Origin of the sequence: Novosphingobium sp. MMS21-SN21R (assembly GCF_031846015.1) — a bacterium.
Taxonomy (GTDB): Bacteria; Pseudomonadota; Alphaproteobacteria; order Sphingomonadales; family Sphingomonadaceae; genus Novosphingobium.
This window is the reverse complement of sequence record NZ_JAVRDU010000001.1, coordinates 1,152,479-1,174,828: the sequence shown is the minus strand read 5'-3', so window position 1 is coordinate 1,174,828 and position 22,350 is coordinate 1,152,479. Positions and strand designations below refer to the sequence as shown.

General features: G+C 59.6%; 15 protein-coding genes and 2 pseudogenes. 3 read left to right on the top strand and 14 right to left on the bottom strand.

Going from position 1 to position 22,350, the window contains the following annotated elements; translation table 11 throughout:
- Positions 1-2: 2 nt before the first annotated feature.
- The 6 genes from RM192_RS05620 to RM192_RS05595 all read right to left on the bottom strand — a co-directional run bounded on the left by RM192_RS05620 (position 3) and on the right by RM192_RS05595 (position 8,582).
- The gene (locus RM192_RS05620; RefSeq protein ID WP_311506570.1) at positions 3-788 is read right to left on the bottom strand and encodes an SDR family oxidoreductase; all 786 of its coding nucleotides are present in this window, start codon (positions 786-788) and stop codon (positions 3-5) included.
- A complete protein-coding gene (locus RM192_RS05615) occupies positions 785-1,903 on the bottom strand; it encodes a DUF5938 domain-containing protein (protein WP_311506569.1) in 1,119 nt (372 codons plus the stop codon). The genes RM192_RS05620 and RM192_RS05615 overlap by 4 nt, the downstream gene beginning before the upstream one ends.
- On the bottom strand, positions 1,900-3,498 hold the full coding sequence (locus tag RM192_RS05610) for an AMP-binding protein (RefSeq protein WP_311506568.1): 1,599 nt from the start codon (positions 3,496-3,498) through the stop codon (positions 1,900-1,902). The genes RM192_RS05615 and RM192_RS05610 overlap by 4 nt, the downstream gene beginning before the upstream one ends.
- Positions 3,499-3,503: 5 nt before the next feature.
- Positions 3,504-4,742 (bottom strand): thiolase family protein, encoded by a 1,239-nt coding sequence (locus RM192_RS05605; RefSeq protein ID WP_311506567.1) that lies wholly within the window; start codon positions 4,740-4,742, stop codon positions 3,504-3,506.
- Between the two features lie 10 nt (positions 4,743-4,752).
- On the bottom strand, positions 4,753-5,970 hold the full coding sequence (locus RM192_RS05600) for an acyl-CoA dehydrogenase family protein (protein WP_311506566.1): 1,218 nt from the start codon (positions 5,968-5,970) through the stop codon (positions 4,753-4,755).
- A gap of 92 nt (positions 5,971-6,062) precedes the next feature.
- Positions 6,063-8,582: a TonB-dependent receptor gene (locus tag RM192_RS05595; protein WP_311506565.1), complete on the bottom strand. Its 2,520-nt coding sequence runs from the start codon at positions 8,580-8,582 to the stop codon at positions 6,063-6,065.
- Between the two features lie 336 nt (positions 8,583-8,918).
- Here RM192_RS05595 and RM192_RS05590 point away from each other — a divergent pair, with 336 nt between their 5' ends.
- Together RM192_RS05590 and RM192_RS05585 are read left to right on the top strand one after the other, a co-directional pair.
- Positions 8,919-9,875, top strand: a complete 957-nt coding sequence (locus RM192_RS05590; RefSeq protein ID WP_311506564.1) for a helix-turn-helix domain-containing protein — start codon at positions 8,919-8,921, stop codon at positions 9,873-9,875.
- A gap of 177 nt (positions 9,876-10,052) precedes the next feature.
- Positions 10,053-10,401, top strand: a pseudogene (locus RM192_RS05585) (DDE-type integrase/transposase/recombinase); the annotation flags it as partial.
- 38 nt (positions 10,402-10,439) lie between these two features.
- Here RM192_RS05585 and RM192_RS05580 read toward each other — a convergent pair.
- The 5 genes from RM192_RS05580 to RM192_RS05560 form a co-directional block, all read right to left on the bottom strand.
- Positions 10,440-10,907: a LacI family DNA-binding transcriptional regulator gene (locus RM192_RS05580; RefSeq protein WP_311506563.1), complete on the bottom strand. Its 468-nt coding sequence runs from the start codon at positions 10,905-10,907 to the stop codon at positions 10,440-10,442.
- Positions 10,908-10,931: 24 nt separating this feature from the next.
- Entirely contained in the window at positions 10,932-12,884 is a 1,953-nt protein-coding gene (locus RM192_RS05575) for a glycoside hydrolase family 97 protein (RefSeq protein ID WP_311506562.1), read from the bottom strand.
- Between the two features lie 83 nt (positions 12,885-12,967).
- Complete coding sequence (locus tag RM192_RS05570) at positions 12,968-15,412, bottom strand: TonB-dependent receptor domain-containing protein (RefSeq protein ID WP_311506561.1); 2,445 nt, start codon at positions 15,410-15,412, stop codon at positions 12,968-12,970.
- 238 nt (positions 15,413-15,650) lie between these two features.
- The gene (locus RM192_RS05565; protein WP_311506560.1) at positions 15,651-16,706 is read right to left on the bottom strand and encodes a substrate-binding domain-containing protein; all 1,056 of its coding nucleotides are present in this window, start codon (positions 16,704-16,706) and stop codon (positions 15,651-15,653) included.
- Between the two features lie 75 nt (positions 16,707-16,781).
- A complete protein-coding gene (locus tag RM192_RS05560) occupies positions 16,782-18,089 on the bottom strand; it encodes an MFS transporter (protein ID WP_311506559.1) in 1,308 nt (435 codons plus the stop codon).
- A 183-nt stretch (positions 18,090-18,272) separates the two neighbouring features.
- Between RM192_RS05560 and RM192_RS05555 the strand changes: the two genes are divergently transcribed.
- Complete coding sequence (locus RM192_RS05555; protein WP_311506558.1) at positions 18,273-18,749, top strand: integrase; 477 nt, start codon at positions 18,273-18,275, stop codon at positions 18,747-18,749.
- A gap of 431 nt (positions 18,750-19,180) precedes the next feature.
- Here the strand turns inward: RM192_RS05555 and RM192_RS05550 are convergent, their stop codons facing one another.
- The 3 genes and pseudogenes from RM192_RS05550 to RM192_RS20055 all read right to left on the bottom strand — a co-directional run.
- The gene (locus RM192_RS05550; RefSeq protein ID WP_311506557.1) at positions 19,181-20,869 is read right to left on the bottom strand and encodes a DUF262 domain-containing HNH endonuclease family protein; all 1,689 of its coding nucleotides are present in this window, start codon (positions 20,867-20,869) and stop codon (positions 19,181-19,183) included.
- Positions 20,870-21,011: 142 nt separating this feature from the next.
- The gene (locus RM192_RS05545; protein WP_311508575.1) at positions 21,012-21,851 is read right to left on the bottom strand and encodes a site-specific integrase; all 840 of its coding nucleotides are present in this window, start codon (positions 21,849-21,851) and stop codon (positions 21,012-21,014) included.
- Between the two features lie 111 nt (positions 21,852-21,962).
- Positions 21,963-22,187 (bottom strand): annotated as a pseudogene (locus RM192_RS20055) (Arm DNA-binding domain-containing protein); the annotation flags it as partial.
- Between the last annotated feature and the right edge of the window lie 163 nt (positions 22,188-22,350).

Here is a 22,350-nt window from a genome sequence, read left to right as displayed (position 1 = left end):
CCTCAATTTGTCAGCGTCATTCCGCCGTCGACAATCAACTGCGTGCCGGTGACGAAGCGGCTCTCGTCCGAGATCAGGAAGAGAACCGCGTGGGCGATGTCTTCTGGCTCTTGCGGGCACCCGAGCGGGATCTGGGAATCGAACAGGGTTCCGGCGGCGTCCGTACCCATGTTTGTCTCTCGCCCGACACGCTCGATGATGGTGTTCATCATCGCCGTGCGAACTTGCCCCGGATGGACCGAATTGCAGCGGATGCCGTAGCCTGCCTGCGCGCAATGCAGCGCGACGCTGCGCGTGGTATGCGCAATCGTTGCCTTGCTCGCGCCATAGGCGATCACGAAGGCGGCCGGGATCAATGCGGCAATCGACGACAGGTTGACGATCGATCCGCGCCCGCTTTTCGCCATCAGCGGAATGGCGTGTTTGCAGCCCAGAATGGTGCCATCGACATTGATCGCGAAGATGCGATGCAGGTCGGCAAGGTCGATCCTCTCGATATCCTCGCCGCCCTTGCTGCTGGCGATCCCGGCGTTGTTGACCAGCGCATCGAGGCCGCCGCAATCGTGGGCGATTGCCGCTATGGCCGCTTCCCAATCCACTTCCGAGGACACATCGAGCCGGTAGAACTGGCCGCCGATCTCGCTCGCCAGCGCCGTTCCGGCGGCTTCAGCGATGTCGGCAACAAGCACGACCGCGCCTTCTTCCGCAAGCCGCCGGGCTATGGCCGCGCCAAGCCCGGTAGCCCCGCCGGTGACGAGTACGCGCTTGGCTTGCGCGCGTCCGGTCATGGAATGATTGCCGTCATCTGGCCGAATACGCCGCCATCTTCGAGCGCGGCGCGCATGATCTTCGGGCCGGTAACCGTTGTCGCTGGCTGGAAACCGACCGCGCGCTGACGGTCCTTGAGCAGCGTGTCGATGATGGTGACCCCGATCAGGCCGGTCATTACATAGCCGGTCACGCCCCAGGTTGCGGTAGAACGCGCGACCAGCGTGCCGCGACCGTGGCAAGTGAACAGAACGCGGTGCTGGCTGTAGTCCTCGCGCGGCATATCGCCTTGCGGTGCGATTTCCATCGCCCAAGCATTAGTGGCTGCTTCCTGCTCCTCAGCGGAAAGGTGCGCGTACTTTTCAGCGAACTCCTGCATCTTGGGGACGAGCATGGCCATCAGGCCCTGATTGATGAACGTGACCATCGTCGAGCAGTTGATCACGCGGTCATCGTTTTCATAGAACAGCGATTCTCCGCCGCCGCTCCACGGTAGCGCAGTCAACACCTGATGCATGCCGGGAACGCTGACCGGGAAGTGCGCTCCGGCAGGCCACGGCGTCAGCACGTTATGAACAAGCCGCAGTTGTGGCTGACAGCACATCCGCATGAAGCTGAGCGTTGAAGCCGCCGACGGAACCCCGTGCAGGGTGTAGAGAATGTCCACGCTGTCGACGCCGGGCTTTTCCAGCACCGACTCCGCCGCCAGCAGGCCCGAAACCCACATCGAAGACGTGGCGGGAGACAGTACCAGACCCTTGTCGGCAAAGGCCTTGCCGTAGGTATCGCGCAAGTGGATTTTCCAATCCTGCTCACCGGTTGCGTCAAGGTAATGGCAGCCGGCGGCAAGCGCTGCACGCACCACCGGTTCGCCGAACTGCATGTAGGGGCCGACCAGATTGTGGACGACCTTGCGGCCGCGCAACAGCTCGGTCAGCGCCTCTTCGTCGTGGGCGACTTCGACGATTTCATAGCGCGCGCCTTTCAGTTCGGGCTGCGCTTCGATCCGCGCTTTCAGGCGCGCAGCGTTGCGGCCCGCTGCGATGAAGGGAATGCCAAGCTCGGCCAGCTTCCACATGACGTGCTCGCCAGTGTAACCGCTGGCGCCGTAAAGGACGACTTCGATGTCGTTCATGCATCTTCTCCTTGTTCGGTATGGATCGTTGCGCCTTCGGCAGTAAAAGCATCCAGCAGGTGGCGTTCCTGCGGCTTTTCCGAGGCAGTCTTGGGGATCTGGCCGAGCACCTGCAGGTAGGTCGGCACCATGTTGCGCTCGAGCTTTTCACGCGCCCATGCAAACAGGCTGGCGGGGGTATAGTCGTCCGTGGGCACTATGGCCGCGACAACGTCCTTTTCACCCGGCGCCCCGCCACGTGACGTCACGCCGTAGACGAAAATGTCGTCCACGCCTGGGTGTTCCCCCAGCACTCGCTCGATGAAGGCAGGATTCACGAACTCGCCATTGCGACGGATGCCGCCGCCCTTGCGGTATTCGTAGAACAGCCAGCCATCCTTATCCATGCGGGCCATGTCGCCCGACAGCAGCCAGCCATCGCGGACCTTGTTCGCAGAAGCCTCGGGGTTGTTGTGATAGGTGACCGGCGGGAACGGCCCGCCTTCAAGACGGAAGCAGAGCTCGCCCACCTCGCCTGCGGGCAGTTCGTTGCCGTCTTCGTCGACGATGCAGGCAAGCAGGCCGGGGGCGGGCTTGCCGCAACTGCCGACCGGGCCTTCGCCGGGGCGGTTGATCGACATGCCGCCTTCCATCGCGCCATAGAATTCGAAGATGTCGGTACCGAACCGCTCTGCAAAATCTTCCCAAAGGGCTGCGGGCATCCCGGCAGAAATGACCAGCCGGACCGGGTTGTCGGCGTCACCGGGCTTGCGCGGTTCGGCATGAATAGCGGTGACCATCCCGCCGAGCAGCGAGAACGTCGTGCAGCCGTGCTGGCGGACAATATCCCAAAGCCGTGATTTGCTGAACTTGCGGCTGATGACCGCGCGCAGGCCCATCTTGAGCGAGGGCGCCAGCGTGACGAACTGGGCATTGCCGTGAGTCAGCGACAGGCCGGTGTAAGGCCGGTCGCCGACGCGATAGCCAAACACGGCTTCGCCATGACCAGACACCGCGCCAAAGCGGCCATGCGGCACCACGATGCCCTTGGGATCGCCGGTGGTGCCGGAGGTGTACATCAGTTGCATCGGCTCGGCCTCAGACTGCACCGCCACGGTCAGCAGCGGATCGGGCAGCGCTGCCGCCAGCCAGTTGCCAATGGCATGGCAAGGCACCGGCAGTGCGCTGTCAGCCAGTTCACCTACCAGCGCGACCCAGCCGATGTCGGGGCAATCGGGCAGAGCCTCGACCAGACCATCGACCGAATAGCCGGCACAGACCACCCCGCGCGCATCGCTGTCGCGCAGCATGTAGGCCAGCTTCGCCCCGCGCGTGCGGGGATCGATTGGCACAATCACCGTGCCAAGGATCGCCGAGGCAACCATCAGTTCAACAAATTCGGGATGGTTCTGGATCAGCAGGGCAAACCGGTCGCCCTTGCGCAGGCCCAGCGCCTTGAGGCCCGCCGCGATGCGCTGCGCATTTTCCCAGAGGTGGCGAAACGTCAGAGTCTCGGTTTCGCCATCGCTCTCGAACGTCAGCACATCGAGATCGGGAAGCGCGGCGGCCTGTGCGGCCACAAGGTTGGCGATAATCAGAAGGTTGGGATCGGACATGGCACTTACCGTTCGAGAATGGTGACGCACAGCGCCGCGACGTCGCCGTTGATGTAACCGCCGCCATTTTCGGCAAGGCCGGTGCGGGCGCCTTCGACCTGGCGCGCACCGGATCGCCCGGACAACTGCTCGTAAAGCTCGACGATCTGCGCGATGCCGGTGGCGCCGATGGGGTGGCCCTTGCGAAGCAATCCGCCCGAAGGATTGACGACGGTTCGGCCCCCGCCGCCCAGCGCGGTCAGTCCGGCTTCGATCACGCGGCCACCTTCACCCATGGGACATAGCCCGAGGTATTCGGTGTGGAGAATTTCCGAGGAAGCAGAAGCGTCGTGCAGTTCGACCACGTCGATGTCGACTGCACCAAGCCCTGCCTCGTCATAGGCGCGACCGATCATTTCATGGAAGACGAGCGATTCCCGACCTTCGGGATAGTCCCAGCTGGTGCCCAGCACGCTGGCCGTGATCCGCACGGGGTTGGTGATTCCCAACTCGCGCGCCTTGCGTTCGCTGACGAGCAAGACTGCGGCGGCCCCGTCTCCGATCGGCGAACACATCGGCAGAGTCAGCGGCCAGACGATCTCGCGCGCAGCGAGAACCTCTTCGACCGTTGTCACATCGCGGAACTGCGCACGCGGATTGTGCGCGCCATGTCTGGAATTCTTTGCGGGAACGGCGGCAAGCTGTTCGCGGGTGGTGCCATAGGCCTTCATGTGCGCAACCGCCTCGGTCGCATAGATATCCATGAACAGCGAGCGGGAGGCTGCGCCCGCGACATCGCCTTGAAGCCCCACCGCCTTCATCTTGCGATCGACCAGCGCGGCAAGGCCGTCCATATCGCTCACATCGACAGCGCCCGAAAACACTGAGAAGGTCTTCGCCTTGTCCTCGTGGACCAACTTTTCGTAGCCGACTGCCAGCACCACGTCATAAAGCCCCGCGGTGACCATCGCGGCTGCCTGATTGAGCGCGGTGGACGCCGTCGCGCAGGCGTTCTCAACGTTGATCACCGGGATTCCGCCAATGCCGAGCGAACGAAGGACGACTTCTCCGGGAACGCAGACCTGCCCCGTGATTGTGCCGGCAGCGGCATTGCCCATGTAGGCCGCTTCGATGTCGGATGTCTCCAGCCCTGCATCGGCGAGCGCGGCCTTGATCGCCTCGCCCGCCAAGTCCTTTAGGGTGCGCGCGGGGAACTTGCCGAAAGCGGTCATCCCGCCCCCGGCAATGATGGCATTGGTCTTCATCAGAAGGCTCCTAAAGCAGGTCGGGGTCCATCATCTGGTAGCCACCCTTGATCGACAGAATTTCGTTGCAGCCATCTTCGATCATCGAGGCACGGGCATCGCGCAGGATCTTCTCGATCGGATATTCGCGCGTGTTGCCATTGCCGCCAAGCATCTGCAGCGCATCGGATGCCACTTCGAACGCGGTCTGGGTCGCGGTCACCTTGGTCGCCATCGCCGATTGCAGCGAAGGCATGGGCGACGTCATGTTGTAAAGCGCCACCCGCCGAACCAGCGCACGCGAAGCTTCGACCTTGCGGTACATGTGGAACAGGCTCTTCGCGACGGACTGGTGGCGATAGATCGGCACGCCGCCCTGCTTGCGCTCATGCGCGTATTTCCACGCGATTTCGAACGAGGCGCGGGCAGAACCCGTCCAGATGGCGCCCATCTGACCATTGGCTTCACAATGAATGGCATAGACCGCGCGTTGGAATTCTTCAGGTCCGGCGATGATGTGGTCTGCGGACAGTTCCACATTGTCGAAGAAAATCTCACCCTGCGGAAGTGGCCGCTGGCCGAGCTTGTCGATGAACTTGCCGCGGCTGACGCCCTTGGCATTCATCGGCACGAGCATGACCACGCCGTTTTCGGGATCGGGACCATTGCCGCGATCTGCCGCCGAATAGAGCACGCAAACATCGGCAATCGGACCATTGGAGACCCAGGCGGACTTCTGCCCGTTGAGGATCACCTTGTTCCCGTCGATCTTGGCGACGCAGTTCGGGCGGCCGTAATTGCCCTGCGGGTGGAAAATCTGCTTCGAAGGATCGAGTGAATCCGACCCATGATCGGGTTCGGTGATCGCCCAGCAACCGATCAGATCCACCGGGAAGCGTTCCAGTAGATGCTGCTTGCCGAACATCAGCGCGAGCAGCGGCGGCAACTGGCAGGCACCGATCGTCACCGACAGGCCGCCGTCACCCCAGCCGAACTCTTCCATGATGATCGGCAGAACCTTGCCCAGTTCCTCGGGCGGCAGTTCGCTGAGCGTGACTGGATTGATTTCCAGCGCCAGATACTTGGGGCGGAACTCGGTGTAGTAGATCGAATCCTTCTTCAGGATTTCGTCTTGGGTCATCCGGTCGAGTTTTTCCCCGACCGGGCGCATCACGTCGCGGGCAAAGGCGTGCGCCATGTCCTGAAACGCGGTTTCGGTGTCTGACAGGGGCGGCTCCGCCCCTGTCATTCCCAGTTTCACTTTTGGCTGAGCCGGCCAGGAAAGCGGGCCAACCAACGGAGCTGCTACGTCTTGAATGGTGGCCATTTCCTGTGCCTCGCTCAGAATTTCACGCGGCCGGTGACCGACCATTCACGTGGGCGGCTGTACGTGCCGTAAGTCAGTCCGCCTGCCACCTGGTTCTGGCCGGTGGTAAGGTAGCGTTCTTCGGTCAGGTTGGTAACGCCGACCGCCAGTTCCCAGTTCTTGTCAGGCGCGCGGTAAGTCATCGAGGCGTTGACGACGTCGATGGCCGGACGCTTGAGCAGCAGCGTGTTCTCGGTGTCGTTGAACAGCGAAGCGGTGTGCGTGTAGTCCGCCGAAACCATCACGTCGCCATGATCGCCAAGCCCGATGCGGTACTGCGGATTGAACGTCAGCTTCCATTCCGGCGTCTTTGGCAGACGCGAATTCAGCGTCACCCCGGTCACGAACGGCGATAGCGAGGTGTACTTGGCGTGGGTATAGCCAATGCCCGCCGAGAACGTGAGGTCGGGGACTGGCCGCGCCTGGAACTCCGCTTCGAAGCCGTAGATCTCAGCCTCGCCCGCGTTCTGCAGGGTCGGAGACGTACCGACCTGGAAGTTGAGCTGGATGCCCTGGTACTTGGTGTAGAAGCCCGACACGTTGAGCTGAGCCTTGCGGTCGGCAAATTCGGACTTCACGCCCATTTCCCAGGTTGTGGCCTTTTCAGGACCAAACGTGGGCGCAGGCGTACCAACCGGCTGCGGCGTGGTCAGGCGCGTGGTCCAGCCGCCGGTCTTGTAACCCTTGGCGAAGGAGGCGTAGACCATCACGTCCGGCGTGACCTTGAATTCAAGTCCGATCTTGGGCGAGAAGTTGTTGAAGCTCTGCCTGAAACCGCCAGCAGGAGCCACCGGATAAACCTGCGTGATATTGGTCCCGCTGGGATAGCAGAACAGGCCCGGCGGAATGCCCTGAAGCGAAGGCACGGCCGCACCGCTGTTGCATAGCGATTGGCGCGCGGCCTCGTTGACCGTGTAATAGCCGTTCAGCTTGTAGAAGATGCCGTTAGGATCGGACTGGAGGCCGGTGAAAGTCTTGTTCTCGTGTGTGTAGCGGCCGCCGAGCGTGATGCTGAACTGTTCGCTGAACTTGTAGTTGAGGTGGGCATATCCGGCGTAGTTCTTGGTGCCGAGATAGTTCTGACCATCGATCTGAAGCAGCCCGCCTGGGAATGCGACGAGATCGTGCAGGTTGCCGCTCTCATCGAAGTAATAGGCGCCAAGGACATAAGTCAGCTTGTCGTCCATGGCGGCACCGGTCAGCTGCAGTTCCTCACTGAACTGCTTCTGGTTCATGTCGAACGAGGTTTGCAGGATCGGCAGGGGCGAACCATCCTCGTCCTGCGCCGATTGCCAGTGCAATTCGCGGTAGCCGGTCACAGACTTGAGCTGCGCAGCGCCAAGATCCCATTCAAGCGTCAACGAACCACCATAGCTGCGCAGACGCGAGAAGTTGTTGCCGGTGGCGTAGCTGTCGTCGATGTCCCTGGTCAGGAACTGGTCGCCGTAGAACAGCGTCGGGCTGGTTGCGACAAGCCCTCCCAGATTGGTGCCCTGGACGATGTTGTTGCAGATGCCCGCCATTGCGAACGGCGGCAGCGCGCCGGCGATGCAGCCGTTATACAGCGGGCCGAAGACGTTGGTAGGATCGGCCGGATTGGTGTGGGTCTTGAGGACCGTCGAGGCGACGCCGTTGTTGTCCTGATGCAGGTAGTCGCCCGCAAGCGTGACGGTCAGATCGGGCGTAGCTTCCCACAGCAGCTTGCCGCGAATGCTGTACTGGTCCTCGCCGCCGAACCGGTCGGGACGCTTGTTGCCGAAGTAGTTGAAGTTGTCGGCGACCACGCCCGATGCGAAACCGGGAAATGCGATCTGGCGCTGATAGCCGTCGTTCTTCTTGGTCGAGAAGCTGAACGCGGTGAACACCTTGTCGCTGATCGGCACGTTGACGGTGCCCTTGGTGTCGATGCGTCCGAAGCGGCCCGCCGTCACCTCAAGACGTCCGCCAAACTCCTTGGCGGGACGGCGCGTGACGATCGAGATCGCGCCGCCGATGGTGTTGCGGCCAAACAGGTCGCCTTGCGGACCTTTAAGGATTTCCACGCGCTCGATGTCGAGCAGATCCTGGTTCGCGCCGACCGAACGGGCGAGATAGACCCCATCGAGATAGACGCCGACGCCGGGATCGAGATTGAACGCGAAATCATTTTGTCCGATGCCGCGAATGAACGCCGACAACACCGAGGACGAGCCGGAGAACGGCGTTCCGGCATCGAGCGTCACGTTCGGAGCGAGGTTGCCCATCGCGGTAACATCGGAAATACCGCGCGCCTGGAGCGCGTCGGCGGTAAACGCGGTGATCGAGATGGGAACGTCTTGTACGTTTTCGGCGCGCTTTTGCGCAGTGACGATGATCTCACCGATGCCGCCGTTATCCTGCGTTTCCTGCGCCTGAGGTTCATCGGCGGCGAGCGCAGCGCCGGGAGCGAACGCAAGGACCGACGCGCCGCAAAGCAGCACGGCAAACAGATTCCGGGTGTTGCGAAGATCGCGCATTATCAGACTTCCCCTCTCGCACCGCGCGGTCTTGTGGCCGCGTCGTTGCGCTTCGACGGCCCTGTGCCGCCTTTCGGGAGTGATAGTCCTATCAATCGCCGCGAACGTCTCGGCAGGTTCGGCCCTAATGCTATGCAAAAACGGAACAACTGCAGGAATTGCAGGGTTTCGAGGAGGAGTATGATGTCTGAATCATCTCAAAAAATTTACACAACAATTTGATACAAATAGGTATTTTTTGAAAATTTCCATCGAGGAGGCAAATCTCCTACCTTGCGAAAAAGCACCGCATTGTCCATTCAGGGCACGAAATGGGCTGGATCGGGGGATGGAGCCATGCCGAACAAGTCGGACAGATCGATCAAACCGGTCAGAATTGCGGGCAATGCCATGCAGTGGGCGCAGGGCTTGTCCGAAATTTTCGTCGAGCTGGAATTTTCCCAGATCGATCCGACGCAACGCTTGGTCGGATTGATGTACGACTACCCTTTCGGCGACCTCAGGTTTATCCGTGCGATCACCAAGGGCGGCCCACATCAGGTCATCCGCTCGCCCACGCTGATCGAGAAATCCTCGCACAACAACTTCTTCATCGGCTGCATTCTGGCGGGCAAGGCCAACCTGTCGCAGGCAGGTCATGTCGCTGCGCTGGAGCGCGGAGATCTGGCGATTCTGGACAGCACCCGCAGTTATGAAATCGAAGTGCCGAGCAGCTTCGATGCCCTTTGGGTCCGTGTTCCGCGTTACCGGATCGAGGGACGTTTGACTTCGATCGAACAGGTCATGTCGCAGCGCATCAACGGGTCTGCCGGGATCGGCCATCTTGCCTCGGTCATGCTGCGCTCGGCACTTAAGGAGGCGTCGCACATCAGCGCTACCGACGCCAACCGCATTACCAACTCCCTGCTCGATCTGCTGGGGTTGAGCCTCGCCTGCGAGTTTGCCGGCGCGCCCTCACAATCCGCCGGACGGCAATCGACATTGCGGCGGATCCAGCAGCATATCGACGACAATCTCGATGACGAAACAATCTCGCTCGATACTATAGCTGCGGCGCACGCGCTCAGCCCGCGATACGTCAACAAGCTGTTCGAGCGTGAAGGCGTGTCAACGGCCAGATGGATACGGATGCGCAGGCTGGAGAGGTGCCGCGCCGATCTGGAGAACCCTGAAAAGCGCCATCTCTCGATCAGCGAGATCGCTTTCAACCACGGATTTGGCAACATCAGCAGCTTCAACCGCGCCTTCAAGGCACGCTTCAATGTCGCGCCAACCGCCCTGCGCAACAGCTAAGCAGCACACCTGCCAAAACCATGATCATTAGTTTTGAGTAGCCCCTAGATTTCCGGACGCCTTCGATCCTAAATTTGAGGACAGGAGGCGATGATAGGGAAGCCCAATTTCAGCGATGAGTTCAAGCGTGATGCGGTGTCTCAGATCACCGAGCGTGGGTATCCGGTATCGGAGGTTTGGTCGATGCAGAGTCGGCAGACGGCCGATGTGGCGGTATGGCGACGTAAACCGAAGCAACGGGCTGATTCACTCGGACCAAGGTTCGCAGTTCACCAGCATGGACTGGGCTGCGCTCATCCGAGCTAACAATCTTGAGCATTCGATGAGCCGACACGGCAACTGCCACGACAATGCCGTCGCGGAGAGCTTCTTCTAGTCGCTCAAGCGCGGGCGCATCCGGTACCGCACTTACAAGACACGCGAGGAAGCCCGGCAGAACATGTTCGATTACATCGAAAGGTTCTATAACCCGGTGCATAAGCAGGTCAGGAACGGGATGCTGTCACCCGTCGAGTTCGAACGATAGCAGTTTGTGAAAGCGGAAGGCGTCCAGAAATCTAAGGGCTACTCACTCGGCGTTTTCAACAACGTGACACGGTACGACGCGGTTTCGCTACCAGGCTCGCCGGGGCTCACGGTCAAATGCGCGGTCTTTTTGCTTCCCCGGTCTCGTTCATTGGCAACTGACTGGATGCCGTCGATCGTCAGATTGATGCGGGTGCCGCACTTCAGGGCGAGATCGATGATTGAAAATGTCAGGCGAGCGAGGAAAGGGTCCATGCCTTCGTCGTCCAACGCCGGTCCATCGCCCGAAATCGGATCGCGTGTTCCGCTACCCAGGCGCAGCCCTTTTGCATGGAGGTTGACTGAGAAGCCATGCGCCCGGGCAATTTCGGTAATGCGTTGCCTGGTTTCCGGCCGCACACCAGACTTGCCAGCCAGCGAACGCGACACCGTCGAAGGTGTGACTCCAGCGAGCCGCGCCACGTCGACGATCGTTCTGACGGGTTGCTGCAACACGTTGTCGTCCATTGGCTTCACTCTTGCATTTGCCGATCAAAGCGCGCGGAAGCGGATGGCCTGACCGCCGCCGGGAGCGAGTGAAAGTGTCATGATGCTCCGCGCCGTCACCACCTTGCGGCGTATCGACACGCGTTCCGGTGCCCCCCGCCAGTCTGCGCCCGGTCCATCGGCATAGATCATCGCCTCATAGCGCTTGCCGGGCTCGAGAAAGTCGAGCGGCACGGTCAGCTTGCGTGCGTTGCCATTGGTCAGCGCGCCCAGAAACCAGTCCTCGGTGTTGCGACCTTGCCTTGCTGTCACGACGTATTCGCCGATCTCGCCCATCAATGTGCGGCTTTCCTCCCAATCGGTCGGAACATCGTGAATGAACCGGAAGGCAGGATTGCCTTCGTAGTTCTCCGGAAGATCCACCGCCATCTGCACCGGCGAGTACAGCACGACGAAGAGCGCGAGCTGCTGTGCCAGGGTGGAAGGAACCCGGTTGTGCGGGCGCTTTGCCTTGTAGTCGAAGTTGAAGACGCCCGGGGTGTAGTCGAACGGTCCGGACAGCATCCGCGTGAACGGCACGATGGCGAGGTGATCGGGTGAATTTCCGGTATCCGGACTTCCGCCATTGTATTCCTGCCCGCGCGCGCCTTCGCGGCTCATCAGGTTCGGCCATGTACGGCGCAGGCCGGTGTCCTTGACCGGTTCGTGCGGAAACACCGCAATGTGATGACGCGCGGCAGCCTCGACGACCTTCTGGAAGTTCTCGACCGCATACTGGCCATCGGGCCATTCGGTCATGTCGAGGCGGGTGCCGACATAGCCAAGCTTGATTGCCTTCACGCCGTGGCGCTCATAATAGTCGAGCGCCGGATCGAGCTGTCGCAGATAGTCCTGCACTTGCGCGCCAGTCTCGTGGTGGCCGACGATCTCGACCCCACGTGCCCTGGCATGGGCAGCAACGGCATCCATGTCGAAGTCCGTTGCCGCCTCATTCTGGGTGAAGCGCGAGTGGCCATTCAGCCACCATTGCGGTGCATCCCAGCCTTTGTTCCAACCTTCGAACAACACGCCGGGAATACCGTTGGCGGCTGCCCAATCGATATATTGCCTGGCCCGCGCCGTGGTCGCGCCGTGATCGGGGCCCGGCTCCCACGTGTAACGGCCGATGTGCATCCCCCAGAAGATTCCGATGTACTTCATGGGCTTCGCCCAGGACACATCGCCCAGCCGATTAGGCTCGTTGAGGTTGAGGATCAGGCGGGAATCGGCAAGCTTTGCGGCGTTGTCTGCCACGAGGATCGCGCGCCATGGCGTGGCCAGACCGCCGCGTGCCCGGACGAGATCCCCATTTGACCAAGGCGACAAGTCTGCTTTCAGCGTCTTTGTGTTGTCCGCGACCAGCCGCAAGTTCATCGAGGCGTAGTCGACCAGCGCCGCCTCATGCACCGCCATGGCGACGCCGTCGCCCTCCAGAGTCAGGGGCGTCTGCACCGCCGGGACCGCCGACAGGGCGGAGCGGGAATATTCATACTCGGAGAATTTCTCGCGATAGGCAGGAATCCACCACGCGCGGTAGTTCTGCGCAAACGCGAACTGGGTCACCTCGTCGCTTATGACGAAGCGGTCTTTCGGATCGCCCGGAAGAATGTAACGGAAGCCGAAGCCATCATCGAAAACACGGAACTCGATACGCAATTCGCGGCCGTCGGCGGCCGTTACCGTAGCCACGATGCCGTTGCTTGCGTCGCGCACAAAATGACGCTCACCCCACGGCTGTGCCCAGGTTGTATCGGTGGCGGTGCGTTTAACGTCGCCAAGGGTAAAGCCTGCTTCCAGCGACTGGCGGTCCTTGAAGCGAAAGCCCAGCAGTGACCGGTCGATGATCGGCTTGCCCTTGAAGCTGGCCCGATAGATCGCCTCGCCCTGATCGACGGCGAAATCCACCTCGAGTCGCCCATCAGGTGATCTGATCTCCTGCCATTCCTGCGCCCTGGCCATGGGGGAAGCAAGGAAGACCGTGGCGGCAAAAGCCGCCACGGTCAGGTGGGAGGTAAGTGTCCGGATGACTTGCGGAAGTGTCATCAGAACTGGAATGTCACGCCTGCACGCACCCGGCGGCCGAAGATCGGGCGTCCTTGGAACGCGGTTTCGTTTGTGCCTGTAATCACACCTGCACGGGGATTGCCTTCGGTAAGTCCCACGGTGTCGAACAGGTTGGTGGCGATGATCTCGGCCGAGAGGTTGTCGGTGATCGACCACTTTGCGCCGAGGCTGACTTGCGTGAACGCTGGCAGGGCAATGGTGTTCGACACGTCTGCATAGCGCTTGCCGATGTATTCGATGTTGCTGAAGACATCGAGCTTGTTGCCCAGCAAATGCAGGACCGGTCGGAGCGAGAAGGTCGCTGCCGGCTGGCGAACGATGCGGTTGCTGCTGTAGTCAAAAGCGCCGTTGCCATCGGTTCCTGAAAAGCCCGTGTACTTGATCGACTGGATGTTCCCGGAGAAGTTCAGTTCGAACATGTCGACTGGTCGCAGCGCCAGTTCGAGTTCAACACCATAGGACCGCGCCGCCGCAGTGGCCGTCTGCGGATTGCCTGCGACGATGTTGTTGAACGAGATGTTCGGGAAGTTGTTGTAGAACACCGTCACGAAGGCGGAAACCGGGCGCGAGGAGTACTTCAGCCCGCCTTCGAGCAGATCGATCCGGTTTTCGACCGGGTTGCAGCAATTGAACCACTGAGAGAATTCCGGCGTGACGCGGAAGCTGCGGCTGTAGCGGGCAAAGGCGGCCATGTTTGGATTGAACTCGTAGTTCGCACCGGCAGAGAACGCCCACTGGCCTGTCGAGAAGGTGTAGGGCTTGATCGCGCCACTTAGCACTGTGACATTGTCATCGAGGATCGTGGTCGGATCGCCGAGGTTGACCGACTTCGACAGGGCGATCGTGCCGCGCTTGCTGACGTGGTGATAACGTGCACCAAGATCGATCCGCAGGGCCGGCGTCACCTGGAAGGAGTCGGTGGCGTAGAGAGCATCGATCTTCACGTCATCGCGGAAGTCCTGCAGGTTGCTGTGCAGCTTGACGAGGCCGTTGGCTGTGTAGCCGATGGTACGGTTGCCGGCGGCATCAAGGCCGATCACGTCGAGCGAGCGCGGCTGATTGGTCGCCTCGGTCAGCACGTTGTTCCAGTTCCACTGCTGCCGCTGGTTGAACTGGCTGTGATAGTAGCCGACCGTGAGCGTGTTGTTGCCGTTCTTGGCAGTAAAGCTCAGGTCGCCGACGAGGTTTTCGACGTCGACATAGGTCGAGAAGATATCCTCCACCAGCGTCAGGCCGTTGGCGATATTGGCGGTCGGGATCAGCTGGCCGGTGTTTGCGTCGAAATAGGCGGCGCGGACCGTGGCGGCATTCGCTGCGCTGAGGGCGGGCAGTGCGCTGTCGAGGAACGCCTGCGCACCTGAAACCTGGTCGCTGAACAGTCCGTTGAAGTCCACCGTGCCGGTGGTGTAGCGCCCCTTGGCGCTGACGCTCAGCCAGTCATTGAACTTGTTGTCGAAGTTGACGGTAAAGGTATCGGTGTTGGTGTGGACGCCATTGGCGAGATCGATCGAGGTCGATCCCGTGCCATAGAGGTCAGGCGCGACGATGTTGCGGAAAGCACTGGAAACGACCGTGCCATCACCAGCGTCGAGCCCGGGGAGCCCATTGTTCTTGCTGGCAAGCGGGATGGCCGTGTAGAAAATGTTGCGGTCGTTGAGCTTGCGGTAGCCAACGTAGATCTGGCCGTCGTCGAGCAGGTAGGTAAGGCCTGCCCGGAACTGGCCGCCACGGTTGCCGGTGAAGCCCGGATCGCGCATCCCGTTGTTCGCGCGATAGAACCCGCCGACGTTGAACAGCAGCTTGTCGTTTATCGGGCCGGTCAGGCTGAAGTCGCCACGATAGTGGTCGTAGTCACCCCACTCGAGCTTGACGAGACCTTCGAGCTCCTTGGTGCCCTTCTTGGTCAGGACGTTGAGTACACCGCCTGGTGCGTTCGACGCGGTGATCGAGGCCGAGCCACCGCGCACGATCTGCGCGCTCTGGATGGTCGCGTCGACGCGGTAGAAGATGTCTGCGTTAGTGAAAGCGCCAGCGCCCTCTTCCCACACCGGCAGGCCGTCTTCGAGCACCGGAACATAGCGGAAGTTGTCGTTCGGCAGGCCGCGCGAATAGACGTTGTTGCCGATTTCACCACCCGAGGATTCGGCGAAAATGCCCGGCGCGCTGGCATAGACTTCAGCAATGCTCTGCGGTGCACGCTGCTGGAGATCGGTCGCTGACAGCGTGGTGATGGCGTAGGACGTTTCCATCTTCCTGCGGCCAGAGCTCGCGCCGGTAACGACGATTTCGGCAAGGCCGAGATTGTCTTCGGCCGAAGTTGCCTCGTCCGCAGGCTGCGGAGCTGCAGTCTGCGCATGGACAGGTGCGCCGAGTGCGAAAAGTGCTACACTGGAAAGCGCGGCGATACGCGTTGAAACCTTCATGACATCCCCCTTGAAAAGGCGTTCGCGGACGATTCGTTCGTGGCCGTCCGGGCCCCTGCCTTTTCCTGCAAACATACAATCGATTGCAATAGCTTTATGCAAGGTGCTTAATCGTTGCACAGGCTGGATCAGAAAAATTGCACAAATACGCCTAGATTTCGGTATCTTAGGATAATCTGCCCATCAGTTGTGAAATTCAATTTGCATAACTTTTCAGCAAGCCTGAGCGTGATTGCAATCAGGCGCCGCACGATCCGCGGATGATCAGCTCTGTCGGCAATCGCTCTGAAGCAGCGCGATGGCCGTCCATCATTCGCAGCACTTTTGACACCAGCATGTTGCCTGCCTTGATCACGTCCTGCCGCACAGTGCTCAATTGCGGGCTCGAGAACGAGGCCACATCGATATCGTCATAACCGATCAAGGCAACGTCCTCGGGAACGCGAAGGCCATGGCGCTTGAGCGCTTGCAGCGCGCCCAGTGCAACAACGTCCGAAGCTGCGACGATGGAGTCGAATGCAATGCCTCGCTCGACAAGGTTGTCGACCGCGTCCGCCCCTTCATAACGGCTCGAGAATGGCGTCTGGACGATGTCGGGATCGAAAGACAGTCCCTCGACTTCGAGCGCTGCCTTGTAGCCCTCCAGTCGCTGGGCGATCTGCGACAGGGCGGTCCGGGCTTCGGCGATGGGCGGCATCGACCCGAAGAAAGCGATGCGTTTTCGGCCTGTCCGGATCAGGTGGCGTGTGGCACGAAAGCCGCCCTCGAAGTTGTCGGTACCGACCGAACAGTACTTTTGCCCTTCAGTTTCAACGCCCCAGATCACAATCGGACGATTGGCCGCACCGAACCGATTGAGGGCGTCATGGAACTGTGACTGGCCGAAAAAGATGAACCCGCGATACGGTGCCGTCTCAATGAATTCGGCGAGGGTCTGGTCATCGTGCGGGGTCTGCCAACTGATCGAGAAGTCGCGCCGTCGCTCGCGCAGGGCCGCGCCGATCCCGCCCAACAGCGACAGTTCGAACGGATTGCCAAGTTGCCCGCCGTGCCCGAGTGCGACCGGCAGGACGATGCAAACCTGCTCGGATAGATCGCCTCTGCCCGGCTTGGCCTTGGGCATGCGCTTGGGGGGCGAATAGCCCAGCCGGGCCACTGCCTGGATCACAAGCTCACGCGTGTCTTCGCTGATTGCAGTATTTCCGGCAATCGCGCGCGATACCGTCGCTGTCGAAATTCCCAACTCGTCGGCGATATCCTTCAGCGTGAATTTGCGGCCCTCGACGTCTTCCATGCAGATCTCCCAATGACCGAATTTTGCAGTGCAATAACTCGTGTAATTGCACAAAATTCTGTAAGACTTGCAAGATCAGATTGCACGTCGCTTGGAGCCTGTCGCCGATATCACGGAAGCTAGCGCGCAGAACAAACCCGCCAGTACCAGCGTGCTCGAGGGATCGCCAGACAGGAACCAGCGTACCGCCATGCCCATGCTGAGGCCCATCACCAGTTGCGGCAACACGATAAACACGTTCATCAACCCGATGGCGCTGCCCGCTTCGCCCTGCCGGGCGATGCGGCTTGCCATGACGAAAGGCGCGCTTAGCATCGAGGCATAAGCAATCCCGATCAGCCCCGCGCATCCCAGCAGCGGCCAGGGCGATCCTGCAAGCGCGACCCCCGCAAAGCCGAACGCCCCGGCCAGCAAGGCCGCGCCATGTACCCGGTTGACGCCGAACCTGTCGAACAGGGTGGGAAGGACCAAGGCGAACAGACCGGCGACGCCGTTGTATGTCGCAAACATAACGCCGACCCAGTCCGCGCCATCGCCATAGCGTGGATCTGTCACCGAAACCGCACCGAAGGCACTACCTGCCACCACAGGGGTCGCGTAGACCCATAATAAGTACAGCGACGCCCAAGCAAAGAACTGCATGCCCGCAATCCGGCGATAGGGACCAAGGCCACGGGTCATCACGGCAAGGCGCGAAGCAAGAGATCCTGCGCGCTCCTCTCGTTCGAGGACATCAACGCCGAAGCTGGCATAGTCCTCTCTCGAGTATTCGCGCGTCGCAAAGACGGTCCCGAGGACCGAGATCGCAAGACACAATGCAGCAGCAAGGAAGGCAAGCCGCACCGAGACAGGCGTCGCGCCTTCGGTGACGACGTTGGGCAAGCCGACAAGGCTGAACGCCTTAGGCGCCATGGCGCCAAGAAACGCGCCGATACCGACGAATACGGTCTGCAGAGCAAAGCCCCTGCCATGCTGGTGCTGTGGCAGGCTATCACCGACCAGAGCGCGGTAGGGGGCGTTGAGCGCATTCATGGCAATCTCGAGCAGCCAGATCATCCCGATCGCCACCGCAAGGTTCGGCGCGTAGGCAATGGCCACCAGCGCGGCGGTTGCGAGCGCCCCCGAAGCGAGCATCCACGGCCGACGACGACCAAACCGGGTCCAGGACCGGTCGCTCAGTCGACCGACCACCGGCTGGACCAGTAGTCCGGAAACAGGCCCCGCCAGCCACAGCAGCGCAAGATCGTCCACGCCCGCGCCGAACCCCTGGTATACACGACTGAGACTGGCACTCTCGATCCCGAACGTGATCTGGAGACCGAGGTATCCCACGCTCAGGCTCATCAGCCGACCAAGCCCGAGCGGTGGCAAATCTCCCTTCATATTCTAGCCCCTGCTATCATTTCCCGCTCAATCGTGGCGCGATTGCATCTTCTCTTGTAATATCCCCAAGGCGGATGGGCAGATGAATTTCGTTTGGCTCCTCCTAAACCTGACACGCAGTTTGAGCGGCAAAAGTGAGCTGACATCCTGCCTGCGGCCAATTCTGGTTGCAGGAGAATTATCATGGGACATTTAGATCTTGATGCAGCAATTCACGATCGGCCCCCGTGGAACGCCGGGCAAAACGTAGGACCAAAGCGACCGCGCCGGCGGCGAGACATCTGGGCAATACGCTTCTGTCTGGACGAACATAAACGCATTCGGGACCGCGCCCTTTTCGACCTCGCAATCGACAGTAAACTGAGAGCCTGGGATTTGGTAAAGCTCCGCATCGGAAATCTGGTCATCGGCGGGCCCATCCGAAACCGCGCAACCGTTATCCAGCAGAAGACCTGCCGACCTATCCAGTTTGAAATCATGGCAGAAACCCGCAGTACGTTGGAGCGCTGGCTCGAACGAAGAGGCGGGAAGCTAAGCGATTTCGTGTTTCCCAGCATGATTGATTACGTTAGCCATCTTAACACCAGGCAGTATGCGCGCCTGAACGGTTTGGCTACGGTAACGCTGACCGGTGTTATCCAATGCTTGCAGCTGCGGTAACCTCGCTGAAGCGGCATTGACAATCTGGGAAGTGGGTTAGCCGCCCAAGCTGGGCATCATTCCAGCCGCACAACGCGCTAGGTCCAATCTCAAATGGGTATAGCGTGGGTCACGCCCGATTCCCTGCCGAAACTGACCCAAGCCGGGCTCCCTGCCGAACGGTGTCTCGCTGTATGAGTCGGATTCCCCTTGTGGAAGGGTGGTGCCGCTTAGGTGATTCGAACACCTGACCCCATCATTACGAAAATTTGGCAATATTATTGCTAAATGCAGCAATATCATAACGATTATGGCTCTGCGGGCGCAATTTTAACACCTCGCCCAATCCAGACCCAAACTCGAATGAGTTCAGAATCCAGCGCGTTCCTACCGAAAGCACTTTGGTAGGATGCAGCGACGACAAACGACCCGTGCCATGCCCACGGACGCGGTCATTCCTCTTCCAGTCCCCAGTTTTCAATCAGGGCGTCTAACAGGGCCTCTTGCCGCGCTTCAATAACAGCAGGCGTCCACTCCGTTTCGCTGATGACCTGACTCGTCAACGCATAGGATGACACGTTCTTCACCCCCTTGAAGTAGATGTCACACTTGTGCTCAAAATCGTAATTTTGGGCGGCAGAATTCTTCTTCTTGTTCAGCGGAACAAGGTTCGCCAAGCGATGCACCCACGCCTTTCGCTCATCCACGTCAGGCCACCATTCCTCCCACTGGCTTCCGTCTGAAACTGTCTGTGGCAGGACATGCTCGATGGTAAGCACCTTTGGATCGTAAGTGGCTGCGCCGTCGGAGATGATGGAATCAAGGCGTAGGATCAGATAATTTCGCCGACGCGGCGTCAGATCGTATATCTTCCCGTCAAGCGCGTCGCGGAACGTTGCCTTCTCTTCCTCGTCTAAGCCCAGATAATCCATGTCATCCGGCGCTTTGCCTTCCTCAATCTCGCTGATCAAATTGGCATAAATGTCGATGCGTTCATTCACATTGAACCGGCAAATATGCATGTAAGCGGCCAAGCGCTCAAGCAACTCAAAAAAGGTAGCAAGCCGATCTGGCTTATTGCGGTATTTCTTCAGGAAGAGCATCGCTGGCGGAATCCAGTCGGAATTATCAATCCTGTTCAGCCAACTTATGTAGTAATTAATCGTTTCTGCCTGTTTTGTAGATTCATAGCTAGCCGATCGTATGTCTTCCAAGGCGTCAGAGAACGGGTCAAGAACATCATCTATGAACGACTTAGCATCAGGATTCTCAGGGAGCACGTAGGTCCTGAATTCTTCGAGAAGAGTCCTTTTCGCTTTGTCCTTGGCGTAGATCATTCGGATATAGGTAAATAGATCGTTGAATCCGCTGCGAGTCAGATCAACCTCCATTTCCTCCCATTTATCATTATATTTCTGGCGATCCTCTTCGCCTTTGATCTTGCCAATCATATCCGCCTTGATGATGTCGGTTGGCTGAAGATCAAGCCCACGGCTATTCATCACCGAAAAGACGCGGAACGCAGACGCTTGGCTAGGGGTCGAGACTACTACGAGGTAGCAGCGAGTGAGTAGAAAAGTTACGAACGATTTTAGTGCTTCTCGACCGCCGAGCGAACTGGCAATATCTTTAACGAAGTGAGCGCAATTATTTTGAATATTCTGTTGTGACTCGTTCGATAAAGAAGCTGCATCAAGATCAAGAAGCGTATCTAGGTCGAGGCCTTGGATGTATTTCGCAAAAAATTGACGGTCCCTTTCGCGCAATGACAGCCTTGGCTTTGCTTTGATCCCTTCCAACTCTTTACCCGGCTCCGTGATGTAGGTTCGTAATTCATCGCGGTATGCACCATCGTGCGCACATGCCATTGCTGCCAGCAAAATGGTCAGCGTCGTTAGCCTTTGCTGCCCGTCGATCACCTCAGCGAATGGCCGGTCTTCGGATTTGATCAGGACGATGCTCCCGAGAAAATACCCTTCCTCATCTTCGGCTTGATGGAACGCCAGCAAGTCCTCAAACAGTTCGGATGCCTGATCAGCACCCCACGCATAGGGCCGCTGGTATGACGGGATCACGTATTCGAAATCAGAACTGAATATCTTCGAAAGCGGATATTCCGCGCCACTGATTTTCTTCGTCATTTTTGCCCCAGCCGTCGATCAAACTTTGAGATCGTTCATCGCTCACCACGGCCACGGCGGCAACCGGGCAAGCAAAAAATAATGTGAAAGCAGCCCCGGACCTACGCGGCTGGAACCGTGCAAATCCGGGGTGAGGTTATGCTTAGGCGGCGGGTTGACCAGCCCAACCGACATTCATTTTCGCAGCACCTGCCTCCACTGCCTTTCTCAAGGTGTCGTTGGCGAGATGGCTATAGCGCATGGTCGATTGATGATCGGCATGGCCCAGGATGCGGCCCACGGCGAACAGATCGATTCCAGCGTTGATCATGAAGGACGCGGCGCTGTGGCGAAGATCATGCAGATGGAGGTCCGGCATTCCGGCTTCCTCCCGTGCCGTCGTCCATGCGCGCTTGATATCGCCATAGGGCTTCCGCGTTTCCGGGTTGGGCAAGAGCCACGGACATTTATCGAAGCGGGGTAGCTGGTCGATGATGTCCAGAGCCGGTTGCGACAAAGGCACATGGCGGGACTTGCCGGTTTTCGACGTGGGGATGAACCACACCTTCCGTTCAAGATCGACATGCTGCCATTGCGCCTGCAGCAGTTCATTTTTGCGAGCGCCGGTATAGAGCAACAGGCCAACGATGTTGCGGAGTTGCGGATTTGGCGATGCGGCAACAGCAGCGAGCAATTTCCCTGCCTCTTTCGACGACAGGAACCGCTCACGGGCGTTGCTGAACTTCGGTCGCGGAATTCCCCGAACCGGGTTCACCTTCACGCCAGCCGTCCCCCACTTCAAGGCCAACTCGAACGATCGGTTGAACACGATGCGGATCTTCTCGACTGTCGCTGGCGCAAGACCGGCATCGCGCTTCTCGGCAAGCCATTTGGCCACCGCCTGCGTCGTGATTTCGTCCAAGTGCATTTTTCCCCACTTCGGGCGAAGATGAACACGAAAAACGGAATCGGTGTTGTCCGGCTTTTTCTGGTACGTCTTCACATAGGTCAAATGCTCGTCGGCCAGAGTGTCGTAAGTTGGCACTGCCTTTTTCTCGGCCTTCTTGGCGGCTGGATCATCGCCCAGCACGACCTGAGAGCGCAAACGCTTTGCTGCCTTCTGTGCGTCGGCGAAGGTGATTTCGCCATAGGTGCCAATCTTGTGCTGACGTTGACGGTTGTGCTCGTCAAAGTAGCGCAGGGTGTACGTCTTGCTGCCGCTGGCGCGAACCTCAAGGACGAAGCCGGTGGTAGCGGTGTCCCAGTAATCGGTCCGCTTTTTGCCAGCCGCACAGGTGGCAGTGAGGCAGGTCAGGTGGTCGAGCTTAATCTTAGGCATAGTCATATTCCTTGATGCTAATGAGGATTAGTTGCGAAAATTGGCCACTGTGCGCCGTCAGCGGCACGCAAAGGGGGTGGTTCCGGCGGACCTCGTTTCGGTCGCCAGCGGGGCTACAGCGGCAGATTTCGGAGGGGAGAGGGGACCACAATCAGTCCCCTCG